Origin of the sequence: Pantoea coffeiphila, assembly GCF_016909495.1 — a bacterium.
Lineage (GTDB): Bacteria > Pseudomonadota > Gammaproteobacteria > Enterobacterales > Enterobacteriaceae > Erwinia > Erwinia coffeiphila.
Genome location: NZ_JAFBFW010000008.1, coordinates 136,674 through 148,889 on the forward strand (window position 1 = coordinate 136,674; position 12,216 = coordinate 148,889).

The 12,216-nt window shown below is 56.4% G+C and carries 14 protein-coding genes; 7 read left to right on the forward strand and 7 right to left on the reverse strand.

The window, feature by feature from the left end:
* Positions 1 to 26: 26 nt before the first annotated feature.
* A complete protein-coding gene (locus JOE09_RS22545; protein ID WP_205067401.1) occupies positions 27 to 917 on the reverse strand; it encodes a helix-turn-helix domain-containing protein in 891 nt (296 codons plus the stop codon).
* Complete coding sequence (locus JOE09_RS22550) at positions 914 to 1,432, reverse strand: TetR/AcrR family transcriptional regulator (protein ID WP_205067402.1); 519 nt, start codon at positions 1,430 to 1,432, stop codon at positions 914 to 916. The genes JOE09_RS22545 and JOE09_RS22550 overlap by 4 nt, the downstream gene beginning before the upstream one ends.
* A 385-nt stretch (positions 1,433 to 1,817) precedes the next feature.
* On the opposite strand from JOE09_RS22550, the gene JOE09_RS22555 reads away from it, so the two are divergent.
* The 4 genes from JOE09_RS22555 to JOE09_RS22570 all read left to right on the forward strand — a co-directional run bounded on the left by JOE09_RS22555 (position 1,818) and on the right by JOE09_RS22570 (position 6,614).
* On the forward strand, positions 1,818 to 2,858 hold the full coding sequence (locus JOE09_RS22555; RefSeq protein WP_205067403.1) for a LacI family DNA-binding transcriptional regulator: 1,041 nt from the start codon (positions 1,818 to 1,820) through the stop codon (positions 2,856 to 2,858).
* Between the two features lie 201 nt (positions 2,859 to 3,059).
* Positions 3,060 to 4,490 carry a sugar porter family MFS transporter gene (locus tag JOE09_RS22560; RefSeq protein WP_338049383.1) on the forward strand — a complete coding sequence of 477 codons (1,431 nt, stop codon included), beginning with the start codon at positions 3,060 to 3,062 and terminating at the stop codon, positions 4,488 to 4,490.
* A gap of 16 nt (positions 4,491 to 4,506) precedes the next feature.
* Positions 4,507 to 5,427, forward strand: a complete 921-nt coding sequence (locus JOE09_RS22565) for a TIM barrel protein (protein WP_205067404.1) — start codon at positions 4,507 to 4,509, stop codon at positions 5,425 to 5,427.
* A 14-nt stretch (positions 5,428 to 5,441) separates the two neighbouring features.
* A complete protein-coding gene (locus JOE09_RS22570) occupies positions 5,442 to 6,614 on the forward strand; it encodes a Gfo/Idh/MocA family protein (protein ID WP_205067405.1) in 1,173 nt (390 codons plus the stop codon).
* Positions 6,615 to 6,713: 99 nt separating this feature from the next.
* On the opposite strand, the gene JOE09_RS22575 is transcribed toward JOE09_RS22570, so the two are convergent.
* Positions 6,714 to 7,241 carry a cysteine hydrolase family protein gene (locus tag JOE09_RS22575; protein ID WP_205067406.1) on the reverse strand — a complete coding sequence of 176 codons (528 nt, stop codon included), beginning with the start codon at positions 7,239 to 7,241 and terminating at the stop codon, positions 6,714 to 6,716.
* Between the two features lie 309 nt (positions 7,242 to 7,550).
* On the reverse strand, positions 7,551 to 7,628 hold the full coding sequence (azuC, locus tag JOE09_RS26475) for a stress response protein AzuC (RefSeq protein ID WP_370347978.1): 78 nt from the start codon (positions 7,626 to 7,628) through the stop codon (positions 7,551 to 7,553).
* 257 nt (positions 7,629 to 7,885) lie between these two features.
* Between azuC and JOE09_RS22585 the strand changes: the two genes are divergently transcribed.
* Complete coding sequence (locus JOE09_RS22585; protein WP_205067407.1) at positions 7,886 to 8,518, forward strand: LysE family translocator; 633 nt, start codon at positions 7,886 to 7,888, stop codon at positions 8,516 to 8,518.
* On the opposite strand, the gene JOE09_RS22590 is transcribed toward JOE09_RS22585, so the two are convergent.
* The 3 genes from JOE09_RS22590 to JOE09_RS22600 all read right to left on the reverse strand — a co-directional run bounded on the left by JOE09_RS22590 (position 8,508) and on the right by JOE09_RS22600 (position 10,794).
* The gene (locus tag JOE09_RS22590; protein WP_205067408.1) at positions 8,508 to 9,278 is read right to left on the reverse strand and encodes a helix-turn-helix transcriptional regulator; all 771 of its coding nucleotides are present in this window, start codon (positions 9,276 to 9,278) and stop codon (positions 8,508 to 8,510) included. The genes JOE09_RS22585 and JOE09_RS22590 overlap by 11 nt on opposite strands.
* Before the next feature lie 36 nt (positions 9,279 to 9,314).
* Positions 9,315 to 9,881: a manganese efflux pump MntP gene (gene mntP, locus JOE09_RS22595; RefSeq protein WP_205067409.1), complete on the reverse strand. Its 567-nt coding sequence runs from the start codon at positions 9,879 to 9,881 to the stop codon at positions 9,315 to 9,317.
* A gap of 316 nt (positions 9,882 to 10,197) precedes the next feature.
* Positions 10,198 to 10,794 carry a short chain dehydrogenase gene (locus JOE09_RS22600; RefSeq protein WP_205067410.1) on the reverse strand — a complete coding sequence of 199 codons (597 nt, stop codon included), beginning with the start codon at positions 10,792 to 10,794 and terminating at the stop codon, positions 10,198 to 10,200.
* A 101-nt stretch (positions 10,795 to 10,895) separates the two neighbouring features.
* Here JOE09_RS22600 and JOE09_RS22605 point away from each other — a divergent pair, with 101 nt between their 5' ends.
* The gene (locus JOE09_RS22605) at positions 10,896 to 11,783 is read left to right on the forward strand and encodes a LysR family transcriptional regulator (protein WP_205067411.1); all 888 of its coding nucleotides are present in this window, start codon (positions 10,896 to 10,898) and stop codon (positions 11,781 to 11,783) included.
* A 61-nt stretch (positions 11,784 to 11,844) separates the two neighbouring features.
* Positions 11,845 to 12,087: a DUF1158 family protein gene (locus JOE09_RS22610; protein WP_205067412.1), complete on the forward strand. Its 243-nt coding sequence runs from the start codon at positions 11,845 to 11,847 to the stop codon at positions 12,085 to 12,087.
* Positions 12,088 to 12,216 lie beyond the last annotated feature (129 nt).

Consider the following 12,216-nt stretch of genomic DNA (forward strand, 5'->3'; position numbering starts at 1 on the left):
TAACGGCAGTGCCCGAACCCTGACACTCAGGGAACGGGCATGCTGTAATTTTCGGCCAGTACCGGCACAAAATAATCCACCACCACCATCCTACCCTCCAGTGGTTCCCGGCGATCGATGCGTTCAACATCATAGCCATCACGGCGCACGGCTCCGACTGTCGGCAGCGCATGCTGATAAATCAGATCAATAAACGTGCTGTAAAGACGCTCATCACCCCGATAGCTGAACTTCAGATAGGGCTGTTTTTCGATGCTTATCTGCATCTGCGCCGCATCGGTCGCACAGGTATCCTGTTCCAGGCACGTCAGATACTGCAACGTGGCACGATCGCCCGTACGGGGTCCGCCCCGAATGACGTTAATCAGCCCGTAAAGCATGTCCGGCTGTTCGGCCAGCGCATTAAGCCGCCGCTGCCAGAAGCTGTCGCGCTCGCGCCAGGAAAAATCCTCAATGGTGTCCAGGGTAAACGCATAGTTGTTCACGCAGCCGCTCAGATGTAATCCGTCAAGCTCAACCAGCTCACCTTCCGGCACGTTCATGGCGGTCAAATTGATCGGCGGGCAAAGCCCCTCGCACGACCAGTGCGGCGCATCGCGGTATTGAGCTGGCGTGACGTTAAAATGGCGCTTAAAGGTTTTGTGGTAAACATTATGGCTGGAAAAACCGTGTTCGCTGCCCACCGAATCAATCTGCTTATCAAACAGCCGCAGCATCACCGCGCTGGAGGTCAGCCGACGCTGACGGCAGTAGGAGGCCAGTTTCTGCCCGGTGACCTCTTTAAAGATACGCTGCAGGTGCCATTTCGAGTAGCCCGACTTCTCAACGAAGTCGTTAATGGTCAGCGGCGTATGGATATTGCCTTCCAGCCAGCGCAGCAGCTGATGCACAACTTCCTGCTTAAATGTGGTTTTCACTCTTTATCACTCTCCCTGATAAGCGCCAGCAAATCGTCGCGCAGCACCTGCATATCGCGGATGGTATCGCCGCTAACCAGCGACTGGGCAAGCCAGGCACCGTCCGCAGCCAGCCGCACCATCTGATGCAGCGGCAGGCTGTCCGTACGCCGATGGCGTTCAAGCCGTCCTTTCAGCCATGCGGACCAGCGCTGACACAGCGCCGGAGAAGCCATCATCGACAGCGACAGCGGAACCCGCATGCTGTTTAAGCCCTGCTGGATTTCATTAAAGGCCACGATGACGTAGGCACGGCTAAAGCAGCCCGATTCCTGACTATCTTCAGCAATCAGCCGATCAATCTCCCGCTCGCTTTCCGCAAGAAAGGCATCAAACATGGCGTCCAGCAGTGCCTGCTTGTGGGGAAAATGGTGAAAGAAGCCGCCTTTAGTCACACCGGCGGCCTGGGCGACCGCCTGCACGGTGATACCATTCAGCCCCCGGCTAACGGCCAGCGCGGCGGCGGATTCAATCAAGGCGTTTCGCACCTGCTCGGGCTGTTTTTTTCGGTTATAGGCCGTTTTATCCGGCCCCGTATTCTGAGGTATATCTGATCCAATTAGCTGTTTCATTTAAATTTACAGATTAATACAAGAAAGATACCGCACGGTATGTTGCCTGTAAAATACCATAAAATGATGACGCTCAGATAAAACTAATCTTCAGGGATAAAGTAAAAAAGCACAGAAAATGCCAGGATCGAGGGGCAGCGCGAAGAACAAGAAAATGAAATATTTATGCTTTATTGGCGTAATGTTAAAAAATATAATCTGAGCATTGTCATATCTTTAGCATCTTAATTCCCTGCACCTCCGCGTTTTATGATAGTTTTTCCTCATTCAGATTCAGTTGGAACTTTCGATGAAAAAAACCACGCTCACCGATATCGCCCGCGAAGCAGGAGTCGGGGTCGCCACCGTAGACCGGGTACTCAACCGGCGGGCTCCCGTGCGCGCCGAGACGGAAAATCGCGTGGTTCAGGCCGCAACGCGCCTCGGTTATCGTTTTTCACCGGAGTTTCTGGCCGACGCCGCCGCAGACGGTACTTCCGGTAGCGGCGGAGCGCTGCGTATCGGCGTGATCCTACTGTCGCGCGACTACTCCTTCTACGATACCTTTGCCCGTTCGCTGGAAAAGCAGGCCTCGCCGCACTGCCAGCCCGGCACCCGGGTGGAGTTTGTTTTCCACGACATCCACGCCGTGGAAGCGGCCGCCGCCAGCATTGATGAAATGAGCAACCGCGTGAATACGCTGGTGCTGATCGCGCTGGACAACGCGCTGGTACGGCGCGCGGTGCAGAAGGCGGCAAAGAAAGGGGTGAAGGTCTTTACGCTGCTTTCTGACCTCTCTCCCTGCGATCACACCGGCTACATTGGCCTGGATAACCGCAAAGCGGGCCGCACCGCCGCCTGGATCGTACAGCGCCTGAGCGGCCCACCGGGCAAAGTTGGGGTGATCATCGGCGATAACCGTTTTCTCTGTCAGGAAACCTGCGAAATCAGCTTCCGCTCGTATCTGCGCGAACACGCCACCGGGCATACCGTGCTGGAGCCGGTCACCAGCTTTGAAAACGTTGAGCAGGGCTATCATGTCACCACTCAGCTAATCCAGAACCACCCCGACCTGTCGGTAATTTATGCCCCCTGCGGCGGGGTTGAAGGCGTGGTCAATGCCCTGCGCGACAGCGGCAAGAAGGATAAGATCACGCTGATCTGCCACGGCCCGCTGCAGGATGCGCAGCTGGCACTGATCGACGGTACGCTTGATATTATGGTGTCACATCGTCTTGAGGAACTGGCCGGTTCCGTGGTGGAAGCCATGCTGCAGGCAAATTCCGAGGCACATGGAAATTTCATTTCACTTCACAGCAGTTTCGAGCTGATTACCAAAGAAAACGTGTAAACGGCACAGCGGCTTTTACGGATATGACATGCCGCGGAAGCTCAGCGTTTAACCCGCTGATAACGCGATAATGATAGGTTTTTATCAAAAAAATCTATCATGATTATTGAGATCGCCATCAAAAAATAAACATTCTATCATTGCTGATAATGGAACATTCGTTTGATACTTCCTTCAAATTAAAACAGGAAGGAATGTTCCGTGCCTCTGCAAACACCAAAACACAATATGGCCTACGTGATGGCCATCTGCGCGGTTGCCGCACTCGGCGGGCTGCTGTTCGGCTATGACTCTTCGGTCATCTCCGGCGCTATCGAACCTATCACCCATCACTACCAGCTTTCCCCGGCAGAAACAGGCTGGGCCGTCTCCAACGTGATTATCGGCTGCGTCATCGGCTGCCTGATTGCCGGGAAGCTGTCAGATCGCTACGGCCGCAAATCAATGTTAATTATCACCGCGATTCTGTTTGTGGTGTCGGTTGCCGGAACCGCGCTGGCACCGGACTTCACCACCTTTGTGGTGTTCCGCATTATCGGCGGGCTGGGCATCGGCCTGGCGTCGGTTATCTCGCCGATCTATATCGCGGAAGTGGCGCCCAAGGATTACCGCGGCCGCGCCATGACTATGCACATGATCTGCTGCGTCGGCGGCCAGGTGCTGGTACTGCTGACCAACTATCTGATTGCGAAAAACGCTGACCCGGAGTGGCTGAACGCCTACGGCTGGCGCTGGATGCTGGGCGCAGCGTTCGTACCCTGCGTGCTGTTCTTCCTGTTTGTTGGTTTTATCCCGGAATCCCCACGGTGGAATATCATGGTCGGCCGCAACGAAGCGGCAATGAAAACCCTGACCCGCATCTCTTCAGAAGAGCACGCGAAGCGCCTGATGGGGGAAATTCAGACCTCACTCCAGCTTTCCGCCAGCAGCGAAGTGAACCGCGAACGCGTCAGCTTTAACCGCAAAACGGCCATTTTCCTGGTCATTGGTGTGGGTCTGGCCATCTTTAACCAGCTGACCGGCATCAACGTCATTCAGTACTTTGGCCCGACGCTGCTGATGAACGTCACCCACAACATGCAGGAAGCAATGTTTATGACCATCTGGCTGGCGGTGCTGCAGTTCGCTGGCGTGATCGTTGGCATGATGCTGATCGATAAGATGGGCCGCCGTTCGCTGCTGCTGATCGGCTCGCTCGGCTCCACCGTTTGCCTGCTGTTCACCTTCTGGACCTTCTACAGCGGGATGACCGGCGTGATCTCCGTGCTGGGCCTGTTCGGCTTTATGTTCCTGTTCGGCGGGACCTGGGGACAGGTGGTGTGGACGGTGATCGGCGAAATCTTCCCGACCCGCCTGCGCGGTGCCGGTATGGGCTTTTCTATCTGCGCCATGTGGGCCGGCAACTTCTTTGTCAGCCAGTCCTTCCCGATGATGAACCAGAGCACCTACCTCAACGATAACTTCCACGGCGGTTTCCCGCTGCTGCTGTTCGCGGTGTGCTCGCTGGCCTCCTGGTGGTTCGTTAAGGCGCTGCTGCCGGAGACCAAAGGCGTTTCGCTGGAAAAAATGGAAGCCCTGATTCTGGAACGCTTTGACACCACTCAACGCGAAAGCAAAACAGTCACTCATTGATTTAAAGGACACCGAAATGACCATTCATATTGCTAATGCACCCTGCAGCTGGGGCGTGGACGACCCGAAAAACCCGCATCTGCCGCCGTATGAGAAAGTGCTAAAAGAAGCCGCCCAGGCCGGTTATAAGAGCATCGAGCTGGGGCCGTGGACCTACCTGCCGACCGATCCGCAGGTCCTGACCGAGAAACTGAATCAGTACGGCCTGTCGCTGGTTGCCGGAACCATTTTTGACGACCTGGTCAGTGAAGAGAACTTCCCGGCGATGATTGAGCTGACGCACAACCTCTGCCGTAACCTGTCAAAAGTGCCGACAGCGACCAAAACCCACGGTGATAACTTCCCCTCGCCGTATCTGGTGATTATTGATTTCGGCAACGCCGAACGCGCACGGCTGGCTGGCCAGTACCACAAAGCCCCGCGCCTGTCCGACAGCGACTGGCAGCGCATGATGTCGCACATCACCGAAATCAGCCGCATTGCGCAGGAGTACGGCGTGCGCCCGGTCATCCATCCGCATGCCGGTGGCTGCATTGAGTACGCCGACGAGATCGAACAGCTGGTGCAGGATATTCCGCACAGCGTAGCCGGTCTGTGCCTGGACACCGGCCATCTGTACTACTCCGATATGGACCCGATCACCTGGCTGGGCCGCTACTTCGATCGCATCGACTACCTGCACTTTAAAGACGTTAACGACAGCGTATTCCGCGACGTTATCGCCCGCGAAGTGGATTTCTTCACTGCCTGTGCGGAAGGCGTGATGTGCCCGATTGGTAAAGGCGCTATCGACTATCCGGCCGTGCGTGCCTTCCTGGCCGAACGTAACTATCAGGGCTGGATCACCATTGAACAGGAGCGCGACCCGCGCAATGCCGACGGCAGCCTGCACGATGTGACCGAAAGCCTGCGCTACCTGAACTCCGTTGGATTTTAATTGAGGAACACCCGATGATTAACGGCATTAAACCTCTCGATCGCTCCCTTCGCTGGGGCATGGTTGGCGGCGGCGGCACCAGCCAGATCGGCTATATCCATCGTTCAGCGGCGCTGCGCGATAACACCTTTACCCTGCTGGCCGGTGCATTTGATATTGATGCCGAGCGCGGACGCGCCTTCGGTGCCAGCCTGGGCGTGGCGGGCGATCGCTGCTACCCGGACTATCAGACCCTGTTCCAGCAGGAAGCCGAGCGCGCTGACGGTATTGAAGCAGTATCGATCGCCACGCCGAACAACACCCACTTCGCTATCTGTAAGGCGGCGCTGGAAGCGGGCCTGCACGTGGTGTGTGAAAAGCCGCTGTGCTTTACCACCGAAGAAGCCAAAGAGCTGGCGGCGCTGAGCGAAGCGAAAAACAAAATTATCGGCGTCACCTACGGCTACTCCGGCCACCAGCTGATTCAGCAGGCGCGCAGCATGATCGCCGAAGGGCTGCTGGGCGAGATCCGCATTGTGAATATGTCGTTCTCCCACGGTTTCCACAACGAAGCCGTGGAGCTGGCGAACCCGAGCACCCGCTGGCGCGTGGACCCGAAATTTGTTGGGCCAAGCTACGTGCTGGGCGACCTCGCGACTCACCCACTGTTCCTGGCGGAAACTATGCTGCCAGAGCTGAAAATTAAGCGCCTGATGTGTTCGCGCCAAAGCTTTGTGAAAACCCGCGCGCCGCTGGAAGATAACGCCTTTGTGCTGATGGAGTACGATAACGGTGCGGTGGGATCGCTGTGGTGCTCTGCGGTGAACTGCGGATCGATGCACGGCCAGAAGATCCGCGTGATCGGATCGAAAGCCAGCCTGGAGTGGTGGGACGAACAGCCTAACCAGCTGCGCTATGAAGTGCAGGGCGAGCCGGTACAAATTCTGGAACGCGGCATGGGCTACCTGGCTCCACGCGCGCTGGAAGAAGACCGCATCGGCGGCGGCCATCCGGAAGGGCTGTTTGAAGCCTGGTCTAACCTTTACCGCCGCTTCGCGGTGGCGATGGACGCCAGCGACCGTGGTGATAAAGCGCTGCTGGAGAACTTCTGGTATCCGGACGTTCACGCCGGTGTGACGGGCGTGCAGTGGGTTGAGCGCTGCGTTGAGTCCGCCGACGCGGGCGCGACCTGGGTTGATTTCGAGTAATCGCTAACGGACTGGGTTCCCGGCCGTTAGTGGATCGGGTTTCCAAATCTGTTGCCTGAAGGGGCAGCCATCAACGATGGCTGCCCCTTTTACCTGGCGTTAAAACCTGACGTCATCCGTTGCCAGCAGGGTGACAAACGGCCCCGCCAGCGTCGCATTGTGATGAGCGACAATCTGCGCCGCGCTGAGCACCGAGTTATCGGTAGTGCTGTGCGCATCGCTCACCAGAACCACGTCAAATCCCAAATCCGCCCCCGCCCTACAGGTGGTATCCACGCAGTAGTCAGTTTTCATGCCCACCATCACCAGCCGCTTCACCTGCGCCTGCTGCAGTTCTGCCAGCAGCGACGTATTGAAAAAACAGTTCGGCCGGGATTTATTAAAGTATCGGTCGCCCGCCTCCAGCGGCAGTTCATCCGCCAGCTGCCACAGCGGGCTGCCTGCCGCGATTGGCGATCCTTCCGGCCCGGTGTGTCGGGCAAAAAATACCGGGCTTTGTGCCGCGCGGGCGGCATGAATGAGCCCGACGGTATGGGCAATCAGCTGCTCTTTTTGGTGAGGGGGCTGTGGGGCATGCAGCAAACCTGCCTGCATATCAATCACTAACAGCGCGGACGCATTGGGCATGGTATTTCTCCTTGATTACCGTTAACCGGCCACGACGGAGAAACACAGAACCCCGTCGGAAACCGGCGGGATGAAGCGGATTTGCTATTTCTCAGGCATGCAAACCGACCTCGCCCCGCCAGAAGCGGTCGTGGTGGTGGTGGTCGCGGTGAGGAACAGCCGGGTCATTTTCATAACCCACAGAATTGCATATCACCGTGCCGCAGGCACGTTTTTTTTCGATAGATAAAGAATGGGAACAGCGGGAATAAGTGATAACCATCGGTCCAGTCCCTGACCGCGGTTATCGAGGGTGTAAGCTCGGCGGGTTTAGCGAACCGCGCCCGGCGGAACGTGTTTGAAGGTATTTACATAGGAACGAAACACGTTGCGGAAGAATTTTTTCATGATTGCCTGTGACAAATATTGTTGAAAAATACACCATAAATTATAACGAACGGTGCTTTTTCAGGCAAGATTTTTTGAATCAGATCACAAAAACAGACCTTTGATGGCCAAAAACAGTGAGATATGCCGCAAAGAATTAATCTGCTGGCCTGCGCGCCTTAATTCAGCATCGCACCCGGCGCTGCGCAATTTTTTCCAATATATCTGCGCTGCATGTGTCGATAATCGCCACACTACGCTTAACGGATGCCAATGCTATGCCCTTTTCTAATGGTTTTTTACTGAGTCTTTCCCTGTGCCTTGATATCGGCATCGCCAATATCGCGATGATCACCCTGGCCATGCAACGCGGCTTTTTTCACGGCTTCTGGCTGGGGATCGGCACCTGCATCGGCGATCTGATCTATGCGATCCTCGCCATGGCCGGGATGGCGGTACTGCTGCAGTTCACCAGCGTGCGCTGGGTGCTGTGGATTGGCGGCTCGCTGATCCTGCTGTGGTTTGCGTGGAAAATGGTGCAAAGCGCGCTGCAACCCGCCGCAACACTGAGTGCGGGTGACATTGGCGAAGCGCTCAGCCCTCGGCAGAATTTCCTGCGGGGAATATTCCTCGCGATGTCGTCCCCTTCGGCGATCCTGTGGTTTGCCGCCGTCGGAGGCGCACTGATTTCACGGATGGGTACCGGCAGTACGGCGGCATCGGCCTGGTTCCTTTCCGGCTTTTTCCTCGCGGGCGTGACGTGGACGATAGCCCTGTGCGCAGTGGGCAGCATCGGTGGGCGTATGCTCGGTACGAAGATGTTGCGCTGGTCGTATATCGCTTCGGCAGTGATTTTCTGCTACTTCGCCGGATACGTCATTCTTTCGGGCTATCGCGAGTTTATCGGCTAAGCATACGCAGATAGTGGTGCGGGGTGATGCCCAGCATCTTGCGAAAGCTGTTAATAAAGTGGCTTTGATCGTAAAAACCCAGCTGATGGGCCACATCTAATGCGCTGCTGCGGTGCCGTAACAAATTACGCGCCGCCAGCAGACGCAGCTGCATATGATACTGCAGCGGTGCCACGCCCATCTCCTGACGGAACTGGCGGACAAAGTGATACTTACTCAACCCGCAGGTTACCGCCAGCTCATCCAGCGTCAGTTTCTGCGTCAGACTATCGCGCATATGTTCCAGGGCACGTCCTACGGATGCAGGAGCCAGTGCTACATCCTTCTCGCTGCTGTGATGCAGCAGCCGGCTGGTCAGCCACAGCAGGTTTTGCTGCTGAACCTGATCGTCGTCAGGAGAACGCACGAAATGGCAGATCGCATCAAACAGCTGCGGATCGCGCAGTACGCCTTCATGCAGGATCGGCAGTGGACGATCCGCCAGATCGGCAAAAACAGCCGCCGGTAAATGAACGCTGAAAAACTCGACCGGCTGCCCGCCAAACTCTGACGACTGTAGCGTTCCAGGATTATAAACGGTGATATCCCCGGCGAGGACCGACAGGTTTTTTCGATTCAGAAAGAGTTTTTCTACGCCGCTAAGGTTGGCGCTGATCGCATATTCTTCGTGGGTATGCAGCGGAAAAGCCGCGTTGCTGGCGGTGAGGTGCGAGCACTCAATATTATTCCGGGTGTTCCAGTCTACTACCGATAATGCCATAGCCGCCCCGCGCAAGTGACCGGGCGTGCCTTCTGCTTATTTGCCCAGATGTTCGAACAAAATACTACAGCCGATGCCGATCAGCACTACACCACCAAAAATTTCCGCCCATTTGCCCATCACCGGGCCAAGGAAGCGGCCCAGCAGGATGCCGAGAGTCGCCATAATCATGGTGGAAGCGCCGATTGCCAGCGCGGTGGTGACAATGTTGACCTGCAAAAATGCCAGCCCGACGCCAACGGCCATCGCATCCAGACTGGTAGCAACGGCAGTACAGGCCAGCAGCCAGAAACCGTGGCTCTGTGGGGCATCTTCCGGCCGGCACTCTTTTTTACGTATCCCCTCAACGACCATTCTTCCGCCGAGGATCAGCAGTAAACCGAACGCAACCCAGTGGTCCCACGCCATCACGTACTTGCTGGCGGCGAGGCCGATAGCCCAGCCGACCAGCGGCGTCAGCGCTTCGATCACACCGAAGATCAGACCGGTGCGCAGGGCTTCTTTCAGGCTTGGGCGATGCAGGCTTGCACCTTTACCAATGGCCGCGGCGAAGGCGTCCATCGACATGGCAAAAGCCAGAATCAGAGTTGCGTATAGGTTCATTGTATTTATCCCGGTTTGAAGCGTCGGGTGCGTTCCAAATCGTTAAAACCCCAGGTTATGTAGGAAAAATAACCACTGGTCCGTTCAAGTGAAGCGCATCCTATCACGCGAATCGCCAGAAAAAAAGACAACAAAATCATGGATTTGAGTATAGCATCGGCTATACTTTTTAACGGATGCTATTTTGGCGCGTAAATATCGGCGGGAAACTCTAAAAGAATTACCGTGTTACACAGAGCGTGTGGATATATAACCGCGAAGGGGTTGGGGAAATTTTCAGCACTTTATCGCATCATTTCCCCAAAATAATTTCCGGCTACCAGACGCGATAAACCTTACCGCTTTCTACGCCATCCACGCTACGGCGATAGGCCAGCGCTACGCGGCTGGCGGAGGCGCTTTCAAAACCGGGGAAGAATGGCCCGTAGCTGTCCAGCGCTTCGGTCAGTACCGTTGGGCTGACGGCATTAATACGCAGGCCCGAAAGCTCGTTCGCAGCGGCAAACACAAAACCTTCCAGCGCGGTATTTACCGCCGTCGCATTCACACCGGTACGAATCGGCTGCTGCGCCAGGATACCGGTGGTCAGAGTGAACGAGCCGCCCGGATTGACAAACTCTTTGCCGATCAGCACCAGCCGAACCTGACCCATCAGCTTATCCTGCAGACCGCTGTTGAACTGCTCACTGGTCATCTCGGACAGCGGACCAAAGTGCACGCCGCCGGTGGCGGAAATCACCGCATCCACGTTACCGGTTTGGGCAAACAGCGCGCGAACGCTCTCTTCGCTGGTTAAATCCACCTGATAATCACCCCGGGTTTTCCCCACGCGGATCACCTGATTATCACGGCTCAGCTCGTTAACGATGCCCTGACCGACGGTGCCTGACGCCCCAATCACTAAAATTTTCATCGCATTTCCTCTGTAAATAACGGTTACCCCATCATGAAGCAGTGTCAGAGGTGGATAAACGGGCCATACTTTCGATAACTCCGAACCACAGGTTTGTAATCATGGACAAATTAAGCAGCATTGAGGCCTTTATCTGCGCGGTGGAAAGCGGCAACTTCACCGAGGCTGCACGCCGCCTGGATATCAGCGCCGTGATGGTCGGCAAACACGTGCGTCAGCTGGAGGTGCAGCTCAACAGCCGCCTGCTCCAGCGTAATACCCGCCGACAGCATCTGACCGAAGCCGGGGAAAGCTACTATCAGCAGTGCAAAGCCGCGCTGGCCCAGCTGCGGCTGGCGGAAGATACGGTAGAGAATATGAAGCGCACGCCCTCGGGGCTGCTGCGGATCAGCGCACCGCTCAATCTGGGATCGGCGGCGATCGCCGCACTGGTTGCCCGCTACCAACTGAACTACCCGCAGGTGCGGATCGAGCTGGATCTCAGCGACAGCTTTGTCGATCTCATCGGCCAGGGGTTCGACTTTGCTATTCGCATTGGCAACCTCAATCCGGCTGAACCGCTGGTAGCAAAAAAAATCGGTGATTACCGTATGGTGGTGTGCGCCGCGCCGGAGTATCTGGCGCAGCACGGCACGCCGCAGACCCCGGAGGCGCTGTATCAGCATCGTTGCCTGGCCAATATGGCGTGGAATAAGAGCAATGCCTGGCAGCTGGGCGATGTGTTCTGGCCTGCGGACAGCAGTTTTATCTGTAATGACGGCCAGGCGCTGCGTCAGGCTGCATTATCCGGAGCCGGGCTGGTGCTACAGCCGGAAATCCTGCTGGCGGAAGACATTGCCGCGGGCAGGCTGGTGCCGGTACTGCAACAGTGGCAGCAGGCCAGCCGACCGATCCATCTGCTGTGGCGCCAGGATCTCAGCCCGTCGGAAAAGCGCAGCAGTTTTATTGCCTGGCTGCACGAGCAGCTGCCGTTAGCGCTGGCGGTTTAAGGATTGAACCTGCGGGTGGGATCGCTGAAAATGGCGCAACTGTTTACACGCCGGAATGACGATGAAAAGTCCGTTTGAAACCTTTTTAATGCCGCTGAGCACGCTGATGTTCGGTTTTCTTTCCGCACTGCTGCTGCCCGCCCCGTGGTTTGGCCTGGCGCTGACGCGCAAGCTGGTGGAGATGTTCCATCTGGAAGATATTGGTCAGCTGTATACGCTGGTGTTTTGTTTATGGTTTTTGCTGCTGGGTGCGGTGGAGTTTTATATCGTACGGTTTATTTATGTGCGGTTTATTCGGCCGTAGCCTGGCGGGCGCAGATAATGATCGTCGCAGTGGGATCTGCGGATGGGGCGACCGTTACGGGCAGATCGCGATGGGATCGGTGAACTGGGCTACCGTTACGGGCAGATCGCCGGGTCGCCGTAAACCCCT